Consider the following 21308-nt stretch of genomic DNA (forward strand, 5'->3'; position numbering starts at 1 on the left):
TCCGGGCGGCCGGCACCTCACTGGTCAGGTGGTCGGCCAGGCTGCCCCGTCGGGTGGCGCGGCCCTGTCTCTCATACCGGGCGCTCGTCCACACCGTTCGCGCCGACGCCGCTGCCGAACCGGGCACACCTGCCCCGGGACACCTCGTGGCCGCCCCGGCCCACCGTGGCCCACGCGCCCTTCACGTCCGGAGCCCGGCCGCAGGTGACGGCGGCGCGGAAGGTCTGCCCCTGGCCGATGGGGTCGCCACAGGCGGCCATCCCCAGGTCCGGGGCGTTCGCGTGTGTGTACGTGTCGCAGTCGGGCGCCGCGTCGGACGCCGGTGCGGGGGCGAGCAGCGTGCCCGAGAGGACGGCGGCGACCGCCGACGCCACGCGCCGCGGAGCGGAGGGGGCATGGGGGCTTCCTTCCGAGGAGTGGGGGACCGTGAGTGCCACGGTCATCACTCGACGTGGCCGCCTAGGATGTTTCCTCTCCGGACGCCCCGGAACCCTCGTGCCTCCGCATTTCCGCACCTGGCCGACCAGGTTTCTTCCCTGCGGGAGGCCGGCCCCGCGGGGCCGGCGAGCGGGCCCGAGCCTCCCGGTACCGAAGGGCGGCACCGGAGCAGGGCTTCGGAGCCGGGCGGCGGGCCCTCGCCGGGGCGGGGCCCGCCGCGCGCCGGTCCGTGAGGTGTGGAGCGTTCCGCTCACCCGGGGGCGGGGCGGAAGTCCCGCGGAGGCGCACCGAGAACGCGCGAGAACATCGTCGCGAACGCCGCCGGGCTCGCGTATCCCAGGTCGGAGGCGACCCTGGCGACCGGCACGCCCCGTGCCAGGAGCGGCAGGGCGTGCAGCACGCAGGCGCGCTGCCGCCACCGCGCGAACCCCATCCCCGTCCCGGCGAGGAACATCCGGTGCAGGGTGCGCTCGCTCACGTGCAGCAGTTCCGCCCAGCGGGCGGGCGGCTCGTGGACCACCGGAGCCGCCGCGAACCGCTCGCAGAGCGACCTGAGCCCCGCGTGCTCCGGGAGCGGCAGGTCCAGCGGAAGCGGCACGAGACCCCTGATCTCGTGCAGCAGCAGCGCCGCCAGGGCACCGTCGCGGCCGTGCGGGTCGTACCTCGGCGGCATGTCCACCGCCGACAGGAGCAGTGCCCGGAGCAGCGGCGAGACGTCCACGACCTGGCACGTCCGGGGGAACCACGGCACGGCCTCCGGCTCCACGTACAGGCTCCGGGTGCTGACCCCCGTCATGGAGACCCGGTGCCCGGTCCCCGCGGGGATGAGGACGGCGCGGTGGGGCGGAACCGTCCAGGAGCCGTCCGCCGTCTCCACCCGCATCACCCCCGTCGCCCCGTACAGGAACTGGACACGGCGGTGCCGGTGGAACTCCAGCACGTGGCCGGTGGGGTAGTCGGTGCCCAGGGCCAGGACGGGGCGGTCGATCCCGTCCACCTCGTCCACAGGGGTGTTCCGCACGCGGGCGAGTCTACCCGCGCTGTCCGTTTCGCGAAGGAACACGTCGTTCCGTCGAATGCCGGACAGCGCCCGCGCCCCTAGCGTGGAGCGGGTGATCGACCACGTCCTCCCCCTCCTCGCGTTCGGCGTCCTGACCGGCCTGACCACCGTGCTCTTCGGGTTCGGCGGCGGCTTCGTCACCGTGCCGGTCGTGTACGCGTTCGCCCAGGCGCAGAGCGGGCCGGGCGGCGACCCCATGCACGTCGCCGTCGCCACCTCGACCGCGGTCATGGTCGTGAACTCCCTCGGCGCGACCGTGGCCCAGTACCGGGCGGGCCGCCTCAGACGCGAGTACCTGTGGCCGCTGGTGCTCTACGTGGGCCTCGGGGCGCTCCTCGGCGCGGCCGGGGCCCTCGCCGTCGGCGACACCGTGCAGCGGTTCCTCTTCGCCGCCTACCTCGCCGTGACGATCGTGGACAGCGTGGTCCGGAAGGGCTTCCTCACGGGACCGGGCACCGAGCCGCGCGGCTTGGGGCCGGTCACCACCACGGTCGGCGGGGTCGGCATCGGCGCCGCGGCCGGCTGTCTGGGCGTGGGCGGCAGCGTGCTGACGGTCCCGCTCCTGCGCCGCCGGGGGCTGCCCATGGCCTACGCCACCGCGATGGCCAACCCGCTCAGCCTCCCGGTCGCCGTCGTCGGCACGGCCGTGTACGCCCTGGCGGGCGGCGCGGACGCGGCGGGGGGCGCGTCCGGGCAGGTCGGCTACGTGGACGCGGTGGCCGTCGCAGCGCTCCTGGCCGGGTCGCTGCCGACCATCGCCCTCGCGCGGCGGGTCGTGGGCCGCATCCCCGACCGCGTCCACGCGGTGGCCTACGTCGTGCTCCTGGCAGTGGCCCTGCTCGCGGTGCTCCTCGTCTGACCGCGCCCGCCCCGGTCCCGGCGCCGGTGGGGGGGCCGGCCGGCCCCCGGCCGCGTCGCGCCTCCCGACGGAGGCTCCGCCGCGGCCCGGACCACGCCGTGCGCCGCTCAGGGGGTCCGGTCGGCCGCCCGCCACTCCGGGGCGAGCACGGACCACACCTCCATGTCGTGCCGCTCGCCCCTGTACGGGTAGCTCTCCCGGAGCACGCCGTCCCTCGACATCCCGAGCCGGCGGGCCACGGCGATGCTTGCCGCGTTCCCCGAGGCGGCGTGCCACTCCACGCGGTGGATGCCGCGCTCCTCGATCGCCCAGTCGATGATCACGCGGCAGGCGCGGGTCACCAGCCCACGGCCCGCCGCCGACGGCTCCAGCCAGCAGCCGGCCTCGGCCACGCCGGATCTCGTGTCGAACGTCCGGAAGAGCACCCCGCCGACCAGCTCGCCGCCGGTCCAGATGCCGTAGAGGCGCCCGGTGTCGTTGGCGGCCTTGTGGGCGTATCCCTGGAGGAACCTCCGGCTCGAATCCAGGTCCGTGACGGCGTCCGCCAGCCCGACGAAGCGGCCGATGAACTTCCGGCCCCGGTCCATGTGCTCCAGGAACTCCTCGGCCCGCCACGGCTCCAGCGGGCGCAGTTCCGAGCCCTCGTCGTCCAGGGAAATCGCGTACATCGTCGTCCTCCAGGTTCTCCGTCCGCGCGACGGGTGCGCGCGGAGCCGGGGTGGGATCGGGGCGGGGCGCGGCGGGGTCCGCGCGCGGACCGGGCGGCTCCCACGGGCGCGTCCGCGCATGCGGCGCGCGGGGCCGGGGGCGCTCGTGCCGGGCGGGCCCCGCCGCTCCACCGCGTTCCCCGGGGGCGGGTGCGCGGGTGCGACCCGTACGGCGCTCGGCCCCGGGGCGGGCGGGAGCGGACGCCTCTCAGGCGCCGGGAGCCGCGCCGACCGGGACCGCGTGGCGCAGGTCCGGGCGTTCGACCCCGCCCACGACGTCCTGGGCGCGGACGCTCCGTCCGGCCCTCCCGCCGCGGCTCCCGGGGGGTCCGGCCGGGGCCGTCGGGGGCACACCGTGCCCGGCCGGGCGCAACTCCGGGAGGAGCCCGTCCCATGCCCGCGAGCCCGGCCACGCCCCTGCCGCCAACACGAATTCCGCCATGGCCGGAACATAGCGAGGGGGCCCGACAGTCGGACGTCGGGCCCCCTCGTACGCGCGTCGTCCGCCTACAGGCGGTCGAGCAGCTGGGCGCAGCGGATCAGGCCCAGGTGCGAGTACGCCTGCGGGTGGTTCCCCAGGGCCCTCTCGGTGACCGGGTCGAACTCCTCCGGGATCAGCCCGGTCGGACCGGCGGCGTCCACGAGGTGCTTGAACAGCTCCTCGGCCTCGGCGCGCCGCCCGGTCAGCAGGTAGGCCTCGATGAGCCACGTGGTGCACAGGTGGAAGCCGCCCTCGCCGCCGGGCAGGCCGTCCTCGCGGTGGTACCGGTACACGGTCGGGCCGCTGCGCAGCTCCGCCTCGATCGCCGTCACGGTCGCCTGGAACCGCTCGTCGGCCGGGTCGATCAGCCCCGACAGGCCGATGTGCAGCGACGCCGCGTCGAGGTCGGTGCCGTCGTAGGCGGTCGTGAAGGACTCCGCCTCCTCGTTCCAGCCCTTCTCCAGCACCTCGGCCGCGATCTCGTCGCGCAGCCCGCGCCAGGAGGGGTCCGCCTCGCGGCCGTACGAACCGGCCAGGGAGACGGCGCGGTCCAGCGTCACCCAGCACATCACCTTGGAGTACACGCGCTGGCGGGGCTCGTCCCGCTCCTCCCAGATGCCGTGGTCGGGCTCGAACCAGCGCCGGGCCACCGCCTCGGCCATCGCCCGCACCAGGTTCCAGTCCCGGTCCGCGAGGGTGCCGCGCACCGCCGACAGCCGCGTGATGAGCTCCACGACGGGGCCGAACACGTCCAGCTGCACCTGCCGGTCGGCGAGGTTGCCGATCCGGACCGGCCGCGATCCCGCGTAGCCGGACAGCGACTCGATGACCTCTTCCGGCCCCAGCGAGGTGCCGCGCAGCGAGTACAGGGGCGCGAGCAGTTCGGGGCTGGGCAGCGAGTCCACGACCCCGTGCACCCAGTCCAGGAAGCCCTCCGCCTCGGCGGTCGAGCCCAGGGACACCAGCGCCTGCACGGTCAGCGCGCCGTCGCGCAGCCAGCAGTACCGGTAGTCCCAGTTGCGGACGCCGCCGATCTCCTCCGGCAGCGACGTGGTCGCCGCGGCCATCACGCCGCCGGAGGGCGTGCACAGGCCGCGCAGCGTCAGGGCGGAGCGCGCCGACAGCTGCCGGGCGGTCTCGGGGAGGCTGAGGCCGTCGAGCCACGCGGACCAGTGCTCGCCGGACGTGCGCTGGAGCTCGGACTCGGGCAGCGTGCCCGGCACGAGCGAGTCGGTGCCGCAGCGCAGTTCCAGCACCACGGGGCTCTCCGAGCGGGGGTGCACGACCGCCCGGGCGATGTCGCCCGCGTCGTCCTGGTCGATCTCCCACTCGACGCCGGGGGAGTACAGCGCCATCGGGAAGTCGGCGCCCTCCACGAGGAGGCCGTTCTCCTGGACGGACATGCTCACCGGCGCCCTGCCGAAGTCGGGGCGGGGCGCGAACTCCACGGTGGCCGGGGTGACGCCGCTGATCACCCGGACCAGGTCGGTGCGGCCCCGGGGGGTGCCGTGCGCGAGGTAGTCGGTGACGTCCATCCGCGACCAGCGGGTGCGCACCGTCATGGTTCCGGGCAGGTAGCGCTGGCCGAGCGGGCGTCCGCCGTGGGCGGGCGCGATGGCGAACACACCCGCGGACCGTCCGCCCAGGACCTCGGCGAACAGGGCGTTGGAGTCGGGCTCGGGGTGGCAGAACCACAGCAGGCGCGCGTCCGGGCCGACCAGGGCGACGGAGGCCTGGTTGGACAGCATCGACATGCGCTCGATGGGCGTGGGCCGCTCGCCGAACACCCAGGAGCGGCGCTCGGCCGCGAGCGCGGACAGCAGGGACGCTGCGGCCGGGGTGTCGGCCACCCGGTGGGAGGCCACGGTGGGCTCCGCGCCGACCCGCACGCCCGCGTCGGCGCCGGTCAGCTGCATGAACACGGGCTCCTCGCCCTCGCCGCCCCCGATGTACAGGGTGGCGGTGGCCTCGACCTGCTCGCGGAGCAGGCCGAGGGCGGCGGCCTTGTCGGCCGGAGGGGCGCCGGGGCCGGTCTCCAGGCTGTCGGGCTCGATGGTGAGGTCGGTGTCGAATTCGGTGCCGTAGGCGCCCACCAGGCGGATCTCGGCGGGCAGCCGGGACAGGGCGGCGAGGTCGCGCAGGGGGCGGGCGGAGATGACCGCGCACACCGTGCCGGGCAGGTCGGCGAGGTCGCGCAGCGCGCGGACGGCCTCGGGGACGGGGCGGCGCCTGGCGGCGTCCGCGCCGTCGGAGGGGTCGAACGGGGCCAGGGCGCCGTCGTAGTCGCAGGCGACCAGGAGGCGTGAGGTTCTGGCCAGGGCTGAGACGCGTTGCCGGACGTCCACGGACATGCCTTCGGGGACGATGCCGCCCTCCGGCGTCTCCTGGGCCGTCTCCACCGCCTGGGTGAGCGTCACGCTGCCTCCTCCGTCGGTCCACGATGACCTGGGGAAATGGGTGAAATGTAGTGTTCCGCGAGCATGCTTCCGGTTCACACGTGACTGGTGTGATGAAGGTAGATCCGGGGCTTGTGGCGCGGGATGAACTTCAAGGGTCTTCAGCCGGATTTCAGGAACTTTCAGCCTGTGTGCGGGCAATCTGGTCATGCCAGTCGCAAAGATCCGCCCCTTGGGAAGTCAACGCGAGACTACCTGCGCCCCAAGGGTCTGCGCGCATGACGATTAAGTGGGGCAGGTCACAAATGTGTCACTCTGTCGTGCGGGACACCGCGCGACCGGGTCGCGCGCTCCCCCGATCAGCCGCCGCCACGGAGGAATCCGCCATGACCGACCCCCTCACCTGGGCCGCCGACGTGCACGACGTGCCATGGGACACGTTGGAGGACCTGGACGGGCCCGCGACCGGGATCCCGGGCCTGCTGGTCCAGGCGTTCGACCCCTCCCCGCAGGAGGCCGTCGACGCGGTCGAGGAGATCGCGGACCGCGTCGACACCACGGTGCGGCTGTGGGTCCCCGTCCCCGAACCCGACGTGCTCACCTCGTCCGTCCCCGCGCTGCTGCCCTTCCTCGTCCGGATCGCCTCCGACCGCGACCGCCCGGACGAGGCCCGTGTGGCCGCGCTGAACCTGGTGGCCGACCTGGCCGACCTCGCCCACAGGGTCCGGCCGGAGCACCTGGACGCCGCGTGGCCGGGGGCGTGGGCCGACCAGGGGCCGCGTGTCGAAGCCCTCCTCGGCGACCCCCACCCGTCCGTGCTCCTGCTCGCCGTGGACGCGCTCGCCCGCGAGCCCCGGACGGCGCCCCGCCTGCTCCGGGTGCTGCGCGACCGCTGGGAGGCCGTCGGGGACGGCGGGGACGGCGGGGACGGCGGGCACGGCGCGGACGGCGCACAGGACGCCTCCGGGGGCGCCGGAGCGCCCCCGCGGCGCGACCGCGCGGGTACCGGGGCGGGGGAGGCGGCCGACCGGCGGACCCGCCTCCGGCTGCTGACCCGCGCCGTCCGGCTGCTGGACTCCGTCCCCGGGCCGACCCCGCCGGACGTCAGGTCCTGGCTCCTCGACCGCGGAAAGCGCGGGGACCTGGACGAGCGCATGGTGGTGGCGTTCGCGTCCCCGGCCCTCGTCCCGGAGGACCCACTGCCCCTGGTCCTGGAGGGGATCGCCGGGGAGGGTGCCGGCCCCGCCGCCGGGAGGCCGCTGTGGCTGGAGGTCGCCGCCCTCGCCCCGGCGGGCGACGCCCTCCGGGTCAGGCACGGGCTCCGCCTCGTCGCACGGGCCCTCGCCGGGGACCGGCAGGGCAGGGAGCGGATCGTCGACGCCCTGATCGACCACCCGCGCGCCCCGGTGCGACTCGGCGCCGTGCGGCTCGCACGCGACCTCGTCGCCGAGTACCGCTCGGCCGGGGAGCGGTGGGCGGGGCCGGCGGGCGCGCTGCTCGACGATCCCGACCCCGGCGTCCGCACCTGGAGCCTCCAGCTCCTGGCCGTGGCCGGTGGTGCGGCCGGACCCTGCGCGGACCGCCTGGCCGCGCTCGCCGAGGCGGACGGGGAGGGCTCCGACACGGCGCTGCTCACCCTCGCGCTCGTCGGCGACGCCCGCGCCGCCACGCTGCTCCTGGCGCGCGCCGACCGGACCCGCTTCGGGTTCGGCCGGGGCGGACCCCACCACACCTCCGGGCCCGGCCCGGAGGACGTCCTCGGCCGGCTCCCGGCGCACGCGGACGTCCTGCTGCCGCACCTGCGCGAGCGGCTCCGGGGCGGGGACGCGGACACGGAGGTCCTGCTCCGCTCCCTGGCGGGGTGGGGGCCGGCCGCGGCGCCGCTGGCCGACGACGTGGCCGCCCTCCTCGACGACCGCGCGCTCGCCGGCGCGGCCCTGCGGGTGCTGGCCGGGATCGGTCCGGCCGCCGCCGCCCACGCCGACCGGGTCCGGGCCTCGGGCGGGGTGGAGGCGGCGCACGCCCACCACCGGATCACGGGCGACGCGGGAACCGCCCTCGACCTTCTCGGGCCCCCGAGCCGGCAGCTCGTGCGGGACGAGCGGGTCCAGGTGCTCCTGGACGGGATCGGCCCTCCGGCGGACCGCTTCGCCCCCCACCTGCGCGAACACCTGGAGGACCACCTGGCATCGGGCTGCCTGAGGGAGACGCGCGCCCTGAGCGCACTGTGGAGCACCACCGGGGACACCCCGCTCGTCCTCCGGTGCCTGCTCTCCCCGCGCAACCGTGTCCTGACCACGTGGGCGGCCACCCGCGTCGGTCCTCCGGCGGTGCGGCTGCTGGGCCGGATCGGGCCGGACGCGGCCGAGGCCCTGCCACCGCTGCGCGCGCTCCGGGACTCCGGGCGCAGTGCGCTGCCGAGCTGGACCGACGCGGGCTGGCGCGACGCCCTGAGGGACCGGCGGCTCGTGGACGACGTGCGGGAGGCGATCGGGCGGATCGGGGCCGGGTGACCGGCGCGGGGGTGCGGCGGGACCGCCCCGCCGCACCCCCGGATCCCCGTGCGGCCCCCGCCGGGGGCGCGCGGCGGACCCGGACACGTGAGCGGGCCCGCCGCGGCTGCGGCGGGCCCGGTGGACGGAGCGGTCGGGGAGGGGTCAGCCGGTCTTCCCGGGCTTGCGCAGGTGGTGCACCCACGCGGGCGGGACGTTCGCGAACACCTTGTCGGAACGGATGCCGTACCGGTCGATCCAGTCCTGGACCAGCCAGCTCGTGCGGGCCTGGCGGAGGTAGTCCTCGCGCCGGGCGATGACCGCCTTGACCTCCTTCGTGTACAGGTAGCCGTAGAAGGAGAGGGTGCCGCCCGGTTCGAGGACCTCGAAGTAGTAGTCGAGGATGTCCCGGACCGCGTCCGCCGTGAAGTTGGCGAAGGGCAGGCCCGACACGATCACGTCGTACCTGCGGTCCCTCCCCATGTCGTTGACGAGCTTGGCGTGCACCGTCGCGGAGTCGGCGACCGGCGACATGGCCGGGTCGCTCCTCAGCAGCTCCTCGACATGGGCGGCGAACTCGGGGTTGGACTCGACCAGGTCCAAAGTGTCGCCGGGGATCATCGCGGCCGCGATGCCCCGGCTGATCGCGCCGGTCCCGGCGCCCGCCTCCAGGATGCGCACGGGCTTGTCGGGGACGGGGCGGCTGCGGACGTACTCCGCCATCGAGTGCGCCAGCGCGGCACTGCTGGGAAGGATGGAACCGGTCGCGTGGAACGTGCGTAGCGCTTGGCTGAAGAACAGCCTGGTGTCGCGCAGGCGCTCCTCCAGCCTGAGAGAGGAAAGTGGTCCGGCGGGGCTCTGGATCTCGGACATACCCGAACGCTAACGCCTCCGGCCCCCCGAGGGGGAGGCGACGCGACCGCCTTCCGGTGGAATACCAGGTCAGGGCAGGGTGTGCAGAACCACACCGGGAAATCGGGAACCCCCGGCCTCTCGTCCCGCACGTGCGCGCGCGACCCGGACCGCGCCCCGGCCCCCCGCGCGGCAACGCCCTACCCTGGGGATATGAGCGAACCGGCGAAGTCCCCCGAGCCCCCCGCCCGCACCCGGACCGCCCTGGTGACCGGAGCCTCCACCGGGATCGGGGAGGAGTACGCCCGCAGGCTGGCCGAACGCGGCTACTCGCTCGTCCTGGTGGCCAGGCGCGGGGACGTCCTCGACGCGCTCGCCGGGGAGATCGCCGACCGCTACGGCGTGGACGTCCGGCCGCTCGCCGCCGACCTCGGCACCGACGAGGGGCTCGCCCCCGTCGTCGAGCGGCTCCGGGCCGACGGCAGCGGGGCCGAGCCCCCCGTCGACCTGCTGGTCAACAACGCCGGGCGCGGGGACGGCGGGACCTTCGCCGAGCAGGAGCCCGACGAGATCGACTCCATGCTCGACCTCAACGTGCGCGCCGTCCTCCACCTGGCCCGCGCGGTCCTGCCGGTGCAGATCGCCCGCCGCGAGGCCGGCGACACCCGGACCAGGCTCGGCGTCATCAACGTGTCCTCCCTCGCGGGCGAGATCGCCGCGAACCCCGGCGGCTCCGTCTACGGCGCGGGCAAGAAGTTCGTCACCCTGTGGAGCGAGAGCGTCGCGGCCGAGGTCTCACGGCACGACGTGCACGTCACCGTCGTCCTGCCGGGCTTCGTCCGCACCGACATGACCCTGGGAGTCCAGAAGAGCGGTCTGCCCGCGTTCGCGTTCGTCCCCAAGGACCAGGTCGTCCGCGAGTCGCTCGTCGCCTGGGCGGCGGGCCGTCCCAGCGTGGTCCCCGGCGGGCAGTACAAGGCCGCGAGCGGCATCCTCCGGCTCCTGCCCAGAACGCTCGTACGCGCCACCGCCCGCCGCGTCTGGTGAGGAGGCTGCGGGGCGGGCGGAGGGCGGTGTGGCGAAAACCGCCGCCCACATGCTGAGACATCCCCGGGCCGGTGCGGCGCCGGGCCTCCGGAGCGCCTACCCTGGTACCGCATCTGTCGGTCGAGGAAAGACACCATGAAGACCTTCGAAGAGCTGTTCGCCGAGCTGTCCGAGAAGGCGCGCTCCCGCCCCGAGGGGTCCGGGACCGTCGCCCAGCTCGACGCCGGCGTCCATGCCATCGGCAAGAAGGTCGTCGAGGAGGCCGCAGAGGTCTGGATGGCCGCCGAGTACGAATCGGACGAGCAGGCCGCCGAAGAGATCTCCCAGCTCCTCTACCACCTCCAGGTTCTGATGCTGGCCCGTGGCCTGCGGCTCGAGGACGTCTACAAGCATCTGTAGGTCGGTCCTCGCGCCCGCCGCGGCGCGTACCGGCCCGGACGTCTCCGCACCCGTACGCACAGCCCACAGAAAGCCATGAACATGCCCGACATGTTGAGAATCGCCGTGCCCAACAAGGGCCAGCTCTCCGAACCCGCCGTCGAGATGCTCCGCGAGGCCGGGTACCGGCAGCGCAAGAGCAGCCGCGACCTGGTCATGGTCGACCCGGAGAACGACACCGAGTTCTTCTTCCTGCGCCCCAAGGACATCGCCGTCTACGTCGGCGAGGGCATCCTCCAGGCCGGGATCACCGGCCGCGACATGCTGCTGGACTCCGGCGCGCCCGTGGACGAGGTCCTGGCACTGGGCTTCGGCGGCTCCACGTTCCGGTTCGCCGCCCCCAACGGCGCGGGCATGACGCTGGCCGACCTCAACGGCAAGCGCATCGCGACCTCCTTCGACGAGCTGCTGCGAGCCCACCTCGCGAAGAAGGGCGTCGACGCCCGCGTCATCCACCTGGACGGCGCGGTCGAGAGCTCCGTCCAGCTGGGCGTGGCGGACGCCGTCGCGGACGTGGTCTCCACCGGGACCACCCTGCGCCAGGCCGGCATGGAGACCTTCGGCGAGCCGATCCTGGTGTCCGAGGCGGTCGTCATCCGGCCGACCGGCGCCGGGGACGACCCCAAGATCGAGACGCTGATCCGCCGGCTGAAGGGCGTCCTGGTCGCCCGCGACTACGTGATGATGGACTACGACGTGCACGCCGAGCACCTGGAGGCCGCGGTCGCGCTCACCCCGGGCATGGAGGGGCCGACGGTCTCCCCGCTGCACCGGGAGGGCTGGGTCGCCGTCCGGTCGATGGTGCCGCGCAAGGGCGCCCAGCAGATCATGGACGACCTGTGGACGCTCGGCGCCCGCGCCATCCTGGTCACCGACATATACGCCTGCCGGCTCTGACCCCTCCGGCGGCACACGCCTGACACGGGCCCCGCGACGACCGTCGCGGGGCCCGTTGCGCGGGCCGGACCCCTGAGCGTGGGCGGGGCGCCGCACGGGCGCGACGGTGGAGGCCGCCGAGTCTGCTTGACGGTGGTCTGTGTCAGGATGCCCGAATGATCGAAGACTTCCGCGGTGCCGTCAGCGCCGTGGCCGAAGCCGCCGAGAACCAGCCCTCCCAGCTGCGCGCCGCCGTCAGCGCGGTCTTCCGACTGGCCGACCGGGTTCCCGCCGACGCCCGGGTCGAGGGCCTCGCCGTGCTGACCGGGACCCTGCGCGCCCACCAGTGGTCGGCGGGCGTCGCCGCCGACATCGCCCTGCTCTGCGGGGCGCTGGTGGAGAGCGGCGTCCCCGCCGGGCCCGCCGGGCTCGAGGTCATGCGCCAGCTCGCCGAGTACGGCAAGCTGGCAGGGGTCTTCCTGCACGTGTGGCAGAAGACCGGGGACGACGCCCCGCCCCACCCCAGCGAGGTCGGCGAGGCCTCGGAGGAGCGCGTCACGCCCGAGCTCGAACAGCTGGCGCCCCTCGCCACCACCGGCTGGTGGGTGTCGCACCGCTACGGCCTGGCCGCCAAGACGATGCTGTGCGACCCCGGCGTGCGCGCCGCCCTGCGCGAGGACCCCCGGACGCTGGGGGAACTGGTCGTCATCGCCGGGCAGCTGGGTCCGCACGTCGAGGAGTACGGCGAGATCGCCGAACTGCTGCGCATGGCCGAGGCCGACCGCATGGTGGTCCTCCACCGGCAGTCCGCCCGCGTCTTCCGGGTCCGGTTCGACGGGGTCTCGGACAACTTCCAGCTGCACACCCTGCTCGAGGACGCGCTGATCGGGGACCAGGGGCTCGCCGTCCCCGGGCGCCGCCCGCTCCCGGAGTGGGTGGCCTCCGCCACCGACCTCCGTGACGACCCGCGCACGTCGATCGTCGAGGGCCAGTGGGACCTGGTCGGTGTCGGCGGCACCTGGGTCGACCGCGAGGCGGCCCCGGGCGCGGTCCCCGTCGTGGACGGCGAGCGCGCCGTGGTGCTGGAGCCGATCTCGCTCCCGCACAGCTGGCGGACCGGCCGCCGCCACCCGCACATCGACGGCTGGCTGCGGGTCGAGGAGGAGCTGTCCCCGGAGGAGGGGGCGCAGTGGTGGAAACGGGCCCACCCGCCCGGCGCCGTGGTGCACCCGATGCTCCCCGCCCCGCCGCCCGCGCCCGAACCGGGGCCGGGGGCCCCGCCGGCCCCGGCGGAGCCGTGGGGCGTGCCCCAGGCGTACCGGCACGACTTCGTGCCCCCGCCCCTCCCGGACCACGGGGGGCCCGACCGCGCACCGGGGACCGGGTCCCCGGACACGGCTGCCCCGGCCCGCGTCGCGCGGCACTCGCGGGACGACGGGCGGGGGGAGGCCGCACCGGCGGACGAGCGCACGGTCCCCGCCCCGCACGGGTCCTGGGGGGAGCCGCCGACCGACAGCGGGGGCGCCCCGGGGCACGGGGCCCCCGGCGGCGTGCCCGGTCACCGTGCAGGGGCGCCGGAGCCGTGGGACGCGCCTGTGCCGTCGGAGACCTGGGACGCGCCGGCGGACGAGCGCACGGTTCCCGCCCCGCACGGGTCCTGGGGGGACCCCCGGGGGCCCGGTGAGGACTTCGCGGGGGAGTCCCCGGAGTCCGTTCCGCCGCCTCCGCCGGGCGCGGGACCCGGGGACCGGAGCGCCCGTCCGGTCCCCGCGCACGCGGCGACCACGCCCCCGGGCGCCGTCCACATGGACCCGCTCCCCGAGGGCGTCTCGGACAGCTCCGGCTGGGGTCCCTCCTGGAAGGACTGACCCCGGCGCCCGCGGGCCCTCAGTCCCGCGGGCCGTCGGCCCGGTGAGGGGCCGGCCGTGACTGGAGCGCGGCCCAGATCAACGGGATCTGGAGCGGCACCCGCCCCCAGGCGACCAGCTTGCCGTCGGCGGGGCCGGGCAGCCTGCCCGACCCCGAGTCCAGGGCCATGCGCACGTTGGCGGGCCACACGGCGAGCAGCAGCGCGGCGCTCGCCGGACCGGCCCACCGCCTGCGCGTGAGCAGGCCCGCCCCGCAGACCAGCTCGGCGGCGCCGCTGCCGTACACCCACGCCTCCGGCTTCGGCAGGCTCCGGGGCATGATCGCCCGGAAGGGCCCGGGCGCGGCGAAGTGCAGCACGCCCGACGCCACGAACAGGCCGCCGAGCGCGTACGGGGCGGCTCCGCGCACCTTGGACAGCAGGCCGCCGGTCCGCTTCGAGGGGGTCATGGTCTCTCCTTCTGGGCTGGGGGTCCGCGCCGGTCAGCCTCAAACTACTCGCTGGTAGCCTCCGGGGCCCGCTCCACCCCGGGTCCGCGTGCGACCGGCGGGGCCCGCTCCGCCCCACCGCCCGGATCCCGGCCGCGCCGGTGCGGGTCCCCGACGCCGAGGGCCCCGGAACCCGAAGGGGGTTCCGGGGCCCTCACGGGACCGGCGCCTCAGCAGCAGCGCGCACCGGGGTCGGTGTCGCCCTTGTCCGTGTGGTGGCGCCAGAAGACGCGCTCGGTCATCGGCTCCTCCTCCGGGTGCTCCCGGGCGTGGTGCTCCAGGTAGATCTCGTAGGCCCTCGCGCCCACGACGCCCCGGGCGATCTGCCACGCCTCCCGGAGACCGCGCGCCAGGTTCGCCCCGAACTCCGGGCGTGCCCGCATGCCCTACTCCTTCTTCGCTTCCGGGGACCCGCCCCCGGCTTCCCCGTCCGTCCCCCGCGCGCCCTCGGCGCCCACGGCGGCGAGCCGCTCGGAGAACTCCTTCTCCGCCCTGGTGGGGACGAGACCGGACGGCGCCCAGATCTTCGACTCCTCGTAGGGGGCCTCGGTGAGGGGCAGCGTACCGTCGGGGGCCCGCAGCGCCTTGATCCACACCCGGACCGAGTCGACCAGGATGATGACGATCAGCAGCGCGAACAGGGCCGACAGGACGCCGTCCACGGTCGTGTTCACCACGACCTGGCGCATCGCCTCCTCCCCCTGGATGGCGCCGACGCTCGTCTCCCCGTTGGCGAGGGCGTCGGAGAACTGCTGGCGCTGGGCGAAGAAACCGATCTTCGGGTCGGCCGAGAACACCTTCTGGTAGCTGGCGGTCAGCGTGACCACCGCGTCCCACGCCAGCGGCACCAGCGTCACCCACGCGTACTTGGCGCGGCCCGACTTGATCAGCAGCGTCGTGCACACCGCCAGGGCGACCGCCGCCAGCAGCTGGTTGGCGATGCCGAACAGCGGGAACAGCTGGTTGATGCCGCCGAGCGGGTCGTTGACGCCCGCCCACAGGAAGTAGCCCCACGCGGCCACGATCACCGCGCTGCAGAACCACGCCCCGGGCTTCCAGCTCGGGTCGCGCATGGGCTTGTACACGTTGCCCAGGGTGTCCTGGAGCATGAAGCGGCCCACCCGGGTGCCGGCGTCCACGGTGGTGAGGATGAACAGCGCCTCGAACATGACCGCGAAGTGGTACCAGAACGCCATCATGGCGTCCCCGCCGAACACCTCCGAGAAGATGTACGCGGCGCCGAGGGCGAACGTCGGCGCACCGCCGGTGCGCGCGAGGATCGAGTCCTCCTCGATCAGGTCGGCCGTGTGCTGGAGCGTCGCGGCGTCGATGGTGAAGCCGAGCTGGCTCACCGCCTGCGCGGCGCTCTCCACGCTGTCGCCCAGGGCGGTCGCGGGCATGTTCATCGAGAAGTACACGCCCGGGTCGATGATGCAGGCCGCGATCAGGGCCATGATCGCCACGAACGACTCGGTCAGCATCGAGCCGTAGCCGATCATCCTGACCTGGCCCTCCTTCTCGATGAGCTTCGGGGTGGTCCCCGACGAGATGAGGGCGTGGAAGCCGGACAGGGCTCCGCAGGCGATGGTGATGAACACGAACGGGAACAGCGAACCGGCGAACACCGGGCCCTGGCCGTTGAACGCGAACTCGGTGAACTGCGGGAGCTGGAGCTTCGGCATCGCCACGAGGATCGACACCGCGAGCAGCACGACCACGCCGACCTTCATGAAGGTCGACAGGTAGTCGCGCGGGGCCAGCAGCAGCCACACCGGCAGGACCGAGGCGACGAAGCCGTAGACGATCAGGCCGAAGGTCAGCTCGTTCGGCGTGAACAGGAAGACCTCGCGCAGCACCGCGTGCTCGGCCACCCAGCCGCCGCCGACGATGGCGAGCAGGAGCAGCACCACGCCGATGGCGGAGGTCTCCATGACCTTGCCCGGCCGCAGATAGCGGAGGTACACCCCCATGAACAGGGCGATCGGGATCGTCATGATCAAGGAGAACGAGCCCCACGGGGAGTCCGCGAGCGCGTTGACCACGACCATGGCGAGCACGGCGAGCAGGATGACCATGATCGCCATGACGGCGACCAGCGCGGCGATGCCGCCGACCGGGCCGATCTCCTCGCGGGCCATCTGGCCGAGCGAGCGGCCGTTGCGCCGGGTGGAGAAGAACAGCACCACCATGTCCTGCACGGCGCCGGCGAAGATGACGCCGAGGATGATCCAGATCGTGCCCGGCAGGTAGCCCATCTGGGCGGCCAGGACGGGGCCGACCAGGGGACCGGCGCCCGCGATGGCCGCGAAGTGGTGGCCGAACAGGACCCGGCGGTCGGTCGGGTGGAAGTCCGCCCCGTTGTTGAGGCGCTCCGCGGGGGTGGCCCGGGTGTCGTCGGTCAGCAGCACCTTGTACTGGATGAACCGCGCGTAGAACCGGTACCCGATCGCGTAGGACGAGAGCGCGGCGAAGATCAGCCAGGCGGCCGAGATCTCCTCGCCGCGGTTGATCGCGATGACGCCCCACGCGAGTGCTCCCACCAGGGCGACGGCGACCCAGAGGGCGATGCTCCGGGGTGTCCATTTCGGCTTGGGCGGCTGCGCCGCCTGCCTACTGATCGGAACAGAGGACATCCGATCATTCTCCTCTTCTCGCTGGCAACCACCAGGGAGGATCCGGTGGTCTGGTAGCGACCATCGTGCCCAGGAGAGGCGTTGTAGCCGGCGTCACAAAGACACCGATTGGATCACGGATTCAACACCCGGGGAACTTTCCCGTAACACGTGTTTCCGGGTGTCCGGGGCCTTCGCCGGTGCGGAGGAGTACGGCGGTGCGGGGCGGCACGGGCACAATGTGGAGATGAACCAGCGAATCCCGGACACCGCCCCCTCCACGGACTTCTCCGCACTGGAAGACGGTGCCGTCACCCTCGCGAGGGTGACCGGCGAGACCGGGGGCGACCTCGTGCTCCGCCGCGTGGGGGCCCACTACGAGATCTACAGCAACGGGGTGTTCCTCATGGACACCCGCGACGGCACCTCCGAGAGGGAGATGGTGCGCGCCGGCCTGGCGGCCCTCCCGGACGGCCGCTCCCGTGCCCGCGTCCTCATCGGGGGGCTGGGCGTGGGCTTCTCGGCGAGGGAGGCCCTGGAGAACCCCAAGGTGTCGCTCGTGGACGTCGTCGAACTCGAACCCCAGGTGATCGCCTGGCACGACGGCGAACTGGGGGAGGCCGCCGAGTACGTCCACCGGGACCCCCGGTGCCGCGTGCACAACGCCGACATCGTGGCGTGGCTGGCGGCGGCGTCGGCGAAGGAGAAGCCTCCCCGCTACGACGTGATCTGCCTGGACACCGACAACGGACCCGACTGGACGGTGGTCGAGAACAACAACCGCCTCTACGAGGCGGCGGGACTGGAGCAGCTCGCCCGCCTGATGGCGCCCGGCGGGGTCCTGGCCTTCTGGAGCGCCAACGAGGTGGAGAGCTTCGAGGTCCTGCTGCGCGGGCACTTCGCGGAGGTCGAGGTCATGGAGGTGACGGTCTCGCACAGCGTGCCGGACGTGGTCTACCTGGTCAGCGGGCCCAAGGCCCCGTGACCGGTCCGCCGGGGGCCGACCCGGCCGCGCCGGTCCCCGGCGGTGGGCGTGTTCAGGCCCTGTTTCGCGCCATGTAGCGGGCGAACTCCTCCAGGGAGATGCGGGAGTCGCCGTCGCCGTCCATGGAGCGGACCACCTCGGCGGCCTGCTCCTCGGTGCACTCGTCGCCGAGGTTGTGCATGAGCGACGCCAGCTCCTGGGCGGAGATGCGTCCGTCGCCGTCGGTGTCGACGAGGGCGAACGTGGCCGCGTACTCGGTGGTGGGCATCTGTGGCTCCAGGGGTCGGGGTGTGTTCGGCGAAAGGCTACCGGGGGCCCGGCGCTCCGGGGAAGCGCCGGACGCCCCGGACACGGGAAGGGGCCGCGCACACCGGCGCGGCCCCTGGATCCCTGCTCCCCGGCGTCTTCCTACCGGGAGCCCACGGACGCCCGCGAGCCGATCCACCGCGCGACGATGGTGAACAGCACGACCAGGACGAACAGGCACAGCGCCGCACCCCAGGCGCGGTCGACGCCGGCCTCGAACGGCTGGGCGGCGCCCCGGTACAGCTGCATCGGCACGGCGCCCTGCGGCGAGCCCTGCATGGCCGTGACGATCAGGCCCGAACCGAAGGCCGTCAGCAGCAGCGGAGCCGTCTCACCGATGCCGCGGGCGATCGCCAGCATCGAGCCGGTGGTCAGGCCGGGCGCGGCGGCGGGCAGCACCGTGTGCACGATGGTCTGCCACTTGCGCGCGCCGAGGCCGTAGCTGGCGTTGCGGAGCTCGTTGGGCACCAGGCGGAGCATCTCCTCCGCCGAGCGCGTCACGATCGGCAGCATCATCACCGCGATCGCCACGGCGCCCACGAACGTGCCGAAGCCCATCCCGCCCCAGCCGATCACCAGCAGGCCGTACACGAAGAGGCCGACGAAGATCGAGGGGATGCCCGTCATCACGTCGGTGAAGAAGCGGATCGAGGAGGTCAGCCTGTTCGGGCCGTACTCCACGATGTACACCGCCGTCGCGATGCCGAACGGGATCGACATCAGGACCGCCAGCGCCATGATGTACAGCGTGCCGACGAAACCGGCCGCGTAGCCGCCGCCCTCGCGGCGGGGCGGGGGCTCGGTCTGGGTGAAGAAGTCCAGGTTGACCACGCCGATGCCGCGCCGGGTGACCTCGAAGATGATGAGGACCAGCGGGATCATGGCGAGGACCATCGCGGCGGTCAGGACCACCGTCGCGGAGCGGTTCTTGAACCTGCGGAACCCGGAGCCGGGGGGACGCTGGCTCAGCGGGGCGGGCCGTGCGGCCGGAGGGGTGGTGGTCGTGGTGCTCATACGGCGGCGTCTCCCGTGAACTGTCCCAGGCGCCACACGATGACGCGGGCCAGGATGTTGACGATCATCGTGACGAGGAACAGGGCGACACCGATCGCCATCAGCCCGGTCCTGGTCTCCGGCGAGGACTCGCCGAAGGTCGCGGCGATGTGCGACGCCATGCTGCTGCCGGTGCCGAACAGGCTCGCGCCCCATCCCTGGGACCCGCCGATCAGCATCAGCACGGCGATGGTCTCGCCCAGGGCTCGGCCCAGGCCCAGCATCGCGGCGGCCACGATGCCCGAGAAGCTGGCGGGCAGGACCACCTTGGTGATGACCTCCCACCGGGTCGACCCCAGCGCGTAGGCCGCCATCTGCTGCTCCAGCGGCTGGACGGCGACGACCTCGCGGATGATGGCGGTCATGATCGGCAGGATCATGATGGCGAGGACGATGCCGGCGGGCAGGTAGCCGACGCCGCGCACCGGGCCCTCGAAGAGGAAGAACCAGCCCATCGCGCCTTCGAGCCATTCGAAGAACGGCCGCATGACGTTGGGCAGGAACCAGTGCAGGCCCCACAGGCCGAAGATGACGCTGGGCACCGCGGCGAGCAGCTCGACCGTGTAGGAGAGCGGCTTGGCGATCCGGCGCGGCGCCAGGTGGGTGAGGTAGACGGCGACCATGATCGACAGCGGCAGCGCGATGGCGATCGCGATCACCGACGTGATCAGGGTGCCGTAGATGAACGGCCAGGCGCCGTAGGTGCCGGTGATCTCCGTGCGGGAGCCGCCGGCCGTCCACTCCTCCCCGATGAGGAAGCCGAAGAACCCCTCCTTCGCGAAGACGGGCCAGGCCTCGGTCGTGGTCCGGATGACCATCAGCGCCAGGATGACCAGCACGATGGTGCCGCAGGCCGCGACGACCCACTTGAAGATCGGGTCTGCCAGGCGCCCCTTGCCGGACGTGAGCGTCCCCCGCCGGGGGGCCTCGGGGGCCTGCGGGGCCTCGGGGGCCTCGGTGGACATGTGCTTCTCCTCTGTGGCTTTCGTGGGAGTGGAGAGCGGCCCGCCCCGGCGCCTCGGGACGGAGGGGATGGGGTCGGGGCCGGGGTAACGGGTACCCCGGCCCCGCTGGAGGGTTACTCCGTCGCTTCGGCGTCCTCTTCGGCGCCGGTGTCGGCGTCGGCGTCGCCGCCGCCGTTCTCGGAGTTGGTCTTCTCCAGCTCAGTGATGACGCGCTCGGTCAGCTCCTCGTTGAGCGGGGCGTAGCCCAGCTCGCCGGCCAGGTCCTGGGCGCCCTGGTCGGTCAGGGCCCAGGTCCAGAAGTCGATGATCGCGTCGGCGTTGGCCTGGTCGTAGCCGCAGGTGTAGGTGAAGATCCAGTTGGATCCGGCGATCGGGTAGCCCTCGCCGCCGATGTTGTCGATCGAGAACTGGAAGTTGTCCGGGATCTCGGCCTCGCCGGTGGCGGCGATCGTCGACTCCAGGGTCGGCTCGATCGGGGTGCCGTCCTCGTTGACGATGTGGGCGACGGCCAGGTCGGCCTCCTGGGCGAAGGACTGGTTCACGTAGCCCAGGCCGCCCGGGTTCTGGGTGATGCCCTGCGCGACGCCGTCGTTCTGCTGGCCGCCGACCAGGCCGTCGGCCCAGTCCAGCTCCTTGCCCTCGCCGTACTCGTCCGCCCACGACTCGACCTCGGTGGTCAGGTAGTGCGAGAACACGTAGGTGGTGCCGGAGCTGTCGGAGCGGTGGACCGGGATGATCTCGTCGCTCGGCAGGTCCATGTCCGGGTTGAGCTCGGCGATCGCCGGGTCGTCGAACGTGGTGATCTCGGTGGAGTAGATCCCCGCGAGGGTCTCCGCGTCCAGGACGAGGCCGTCCAGGTCGGGGTTGCTCAGGGCGATGACGACCGCGCCGAACACGACGGGGAACTGCACGGCCTCACAGCCGCGGGCCTCGGCGGCGGCCGCGAGGTCCTCCTCGCCCAGGAACTCCTCGGAGGAGCCGAAGTCGACGGTCTGCTCCAGGAACTGCTCGACGCCCGCACCGGAGCCGACGCTCTGGTAGTTGACGCTGACCCCGGGCTGCACGCCGTTGGAGTACTCGTAGATCCAGTCCTGGAACAGGGGGTCGGGGAAGCTGGCACCGGCGCCGGTCAGCTGCGCGCTGAGATCGCCGCCGCCACCACCGTCTGCACCGTCGCCTGCCGCGTCGCCGCCGCCACCGCACGCCGTGGCGAGCAGGGGGATGGCTGCCAGGACGGCGAGCTTGGAACGCCCGTTGCGCATGTCGTAGTTCTCCTCGTTGAATCACCGCTGTCGGGGCTGACGTAAAACGACAGTAAGCGTGCAGAAAGTCGCGCTGACATCGAAATGGAGGCCGGTTGGTAGAAGGCGGGTGAATGCGAAGTGA

General features: G+C 73.6%; 20 protein-coding genes. 7 read left to right on the forward strand and 13 right to left on the reverse strand.

The window, feature by feature from the left end; translation table 11 throughout:
• Positions 1 to 71: 71 nt before the first annotated feature.
• Together ACFQBR_RS28940 and ACFQBR_RS28945 are read right to left on the reverse strand one after the other, a co-directional pair.
• On the reverse strand, positions 72 to 443 hold the full coding sequence (locus ACFQBR_RS28940) for a hypothetical protein (RefSeq protein ID WP_378554898.1): 372 nt from the start codon (positions 441 to 443) through the stop codon (positions 72 to 74).
• Positions 444 to 688: 245 nt separating this feature from the next.
• Positions 689 to 1459, reverse strand: coding sequence for an AraC family transcriptional regulator (locus ACFQBR_RS28945; protein ID WP_267947558.1), 771 nt, complete (start codon positions 1457 to 1459; stop codon positions 689 to 691).
• A 91-nt stretch (positions 1460 to 1550) separates the two neighbouring features.
• Here ACFQBR_RS28945 and ACFQBR_RS28950 point away from each other — a divergent pair, with 91 nt between their 5' ends.
• Positions 1551 to 2357 (forward strand): sulfite exporter TauE/SafE family protein, encoded by an 807-nt coding sequence (locus ACFQBR_RS28950; protein WP_344184040.1) that lies wholly within the window; start codon positions 1551 to 1553, stop codon positions 2355 to 2357.
• A gap of 107 nt (positions 2358 to 2464) precedes the next feature.
• Here the strand turns inward: ACFQBR_RS28950 and ACFQBR_RS28955 are convergent, their stop codons facing one another.
• The 3 genes from ACFQBR_RS28955 to ACFQBR_RS28965 all read right to left on the reverse strand — a co-directional run bounded on the left by ACFQBR_RS28955 (position 2465) and on the right by ACFQBR_RS28965 (position 5962).
• The gene (locus ACFQBR_RS28955) at positions 2465 to 3025 is read right to left on the reverse strand and encodes a GNAT family N-acetyltransferase (RefSeq protein ID WP_344184039.1); all 561 of its coding nucleotides are present in this window, start codon (positions 3023 to 3025) and stop codon (positions 2465 to 2467) included.
• A 247-nt stretch (positions 3026 to 3272) separates the two neighbouring features.
• The gene (locus ACFQBR_RS28960; RefSeq protein ID WP_378554899.1) at positions 3273 to 3506 is read right to left on the reverse strand and encodes a hypothetical protein; all 234 of its coding nucleotides are present in this window, start codon (positions 3504 to 3506) and stop codon (positions 3273 to 3275) included.
• A gap of 65 nt (positions 3507 to 3571) precedes the next feature.
• Positions 3572 to 5962, reverse strand: coding sequence for a trehalase-like domain-containing protein (locus ACFQBR_RS28965; RefSeq protein ID WP_344181193.1), 2391 nt, complete (start codon positions 5960 to 5962; stop codon positions 3572 to 3574).
• A gap of 365 nt (positions 5963 to 6327) precedes the next feature.
• Here ACFQBR_RS28965 and ACFQBR_RS28970 point away from each other — a divergent pair, with 365 nt between their 5' ends.
• The gene (locus ACFQBR_RS28970; RefSeq protein WP_378554900.1) at positions 6328 to 8454 is read left to right on the forward strand and encodes a hypothetical protein; all 2127 of its coding nucleotides are present in this window, start codon (positions 6328 to 6330) and stop codon (positions 8452 to 8454) included.
• Between the two features lie 144 nt (positions 8455 to 8598).
• Here the strand turns inward: ACFQBR_RS28970 and ACFQBR_RS28975 are convergent, their stop codons facing one another.
• The gene (locus ACFQBR_RS28975) at positions 8599 to 9306 is read right to left on the reverse strand and encodes a class I SAM-dependent methyltransferase (protein WP_267947564.1); all 708 of its coding nucleotides are present in this window, start codon (positions 9304 to 9306) and stop codon (positions 8599 to 8601) included.
• Positions 9307 to 9498: 192 nt separating this feature from the next.
• Here ACFQBR_RS28975 and ACFQBR_RS28980 point away from each other — a divergent pair, with 192 nt between their 5' ends.
• From ACFQBR_RS28980 to ACFQBR_RS28995, 4 genes are all read left to right on the forward strand, one after another.
• On the forward strand, positions 9499 to 10332 hold the full coding sequence (locus tag ACFQBR_RS28980; protein WP_267947565.1) for an SDR family NAD(P)-dependent oxidoreductase: 834 nt from the start codon (positions 9499 to 9501) through the stop codon (positions 10330 to 10332).
• Positions 10333 to 10467: 135 nt separating this feature from the next.
• Positions 10468 to 10731, forward strand: a complete 264-nt coding sequence (locus ACFQBR_RS28985; RefSeq protein WP_014913038.1) for a phosphoribosyl-ATP diphosphatase — start codon at positions 10468 to 10470, stop codon at positions 10729 to 10731.
• 81 nt (positions 10732 to 10812) lie between these two features.
• Positions 10813 to 11667 carry an ATP phosphoribosyltransferase gene (gene hisG / locus ACFQBR_RS28990; protein WP_267947566.1) on the forward strand — a complete coding sequence of 285 codons (855 nt, stop codon included), beginning with the start codon at positions 10813 to 10815 and terminating at the stop codon, positions 11665 to 11667.
• Between the two features lie 155 nt (positions 11668 to 11822).
• Positions 11823 to 13514, forward strand: coding sequence for a hypothetical protein (locus ACFQBR_RS28995; RefSeq protein ID WP_378554901.1), 1692 nt, complete (start codon positions 11823 to 11825; stop codon positions 13512 to 13514).
• Between the two features lie 19 nt (positions 13515 to 13533).
• On the opposite strand, the gene ACFQBR_RS29000 is transcribed toward ACFQBR_RS28995, so the two are convergent.
• From ACFQBR_RS29000 to ACFQBR_RS29010, 3 genes are all read right to left on the reverse strand, one after another.
• The gene (locus tag ACFQBR_RS29000) at positions 13534 to 13962 is read right to left on the reverse strand and encodes a DoxX family protein (protein WP_344181185.1); all 429 of its coding nucleotides are present in this window, start codon (positions 13960 to 13962) and stop codon (positions 13534 to 13536) included.
• A 209-nt stretch (positions 13963 to 14171) separates the two neighbouring features.
• Entirely contained in the window at positions 14172 to 14384 is a 213-nt protein-coding gene (locus ACFQBR_RS29005; protein ID WP_344181183.1) for a YbdD/YjiX family protein, read from the reverse strand.
• Positions 14385 to 14387: 3 nt separating this feature from the next.
• On the reverse strand, positions 14388 to 16634 hold the full coding sequence (locus ACFQBR_RS29010; RefSeq protein WP_344181181.1) for a carbon starvation CstA family protein: 2247 nt from the start codon (positions 16632 to 16634) through the stop codon (positions 14388 to 14390).
• Between the two features lie 226 nt (positions 16635 to 16860).
• On the opposite strand from ACFQBR_RS29010, the gene ACFQBR_RS29015 reads away from it, so the two are divergent.
• Positions 16861 to 17598 (forward strand): spermine/spermidine synthase domain-containing protein, encoded by a 738-nt coding sequence (locus ACFQBR_RS29015; RefSeq protein ID WP_344181179.1) that lies wholly within the window; start codon positions 16861 to 16863, stop codon positions 17596 to 17598.
• A gap of 52 nt (positions 17599 to 17650) precedes the next feature.
• Here the strand turns inward: ACFQBR_RS29015 and ACFQBR_RS29020 are convergent, their stop codons facing one another.
• The 4 genes from ACFQBR_RS29020 to pstS form a co-directional block, all read right to left on the reverse strand.
• Positions 17651 to 17866: an EF-hand domain-containing protein gene (locus ACFQBR_RS29020; RefSeq protein WP_267947572.1), complete on the reverse strand. Its 216-nt coding sequence runs from the start codon at positions 17864 to 17866 to the stop codon at positions 17651 to 17653.
• Positions 17867 to 18006: 140 nt separating this feature from the next.
• Positions 18007 to 18918: a phosphate ABC transporter permease PstA gene (pstA, locus tag ACFQBR_RS29025; protein ID WP_344181177.1), complete on the reverse strand. Its 912-nt coding sequence runs from the start codon at positions 18916 to 18918 to the stop codon at positions 18007 to 18009.
• Positions 18915 to 19922: a phosphate ABC transporter permease subunit PstC gene (pstC, locus tag ACFQBR_RS29030; RefSeq protein WP_267947574.1), complete on the reverse strand. Its 1008-nt coding sequence runs from the start codon at positions 19920 to 19922 to the stop codon at positions 18915 to 18917. The genes pstA and pstC overlap by 4 nt, the downstream gene beginning before the upstream one ends.
• Before the next feature lie 113 nt (positions 19923 to 20035).
• A complete protein-coding gene (pstS, locus tag ACFQBR_RS29035) occupies positions 20036 to 21184 on the reverse strand; it encodes a phosphate ABC transporter substrate-binding protein PstS (protein WP_267947575.1) in 1149 nt (382 codons plus the stop codon).
• Between the last annotated feature and the right edge of the window lie 124 nt (positions 21185 to 21308).

The organism is Nocardiopsis tropica (assembly GCF_042660575.1).
In the GTDB taxonomy this organism is placed as follows: domain Bacteria; phylum Actinomycetota; class Actinomycetes; order Streptosporangiales; family Streptosporangiaceae; genus Nocardiopsis; species Nocardiopsis tropica.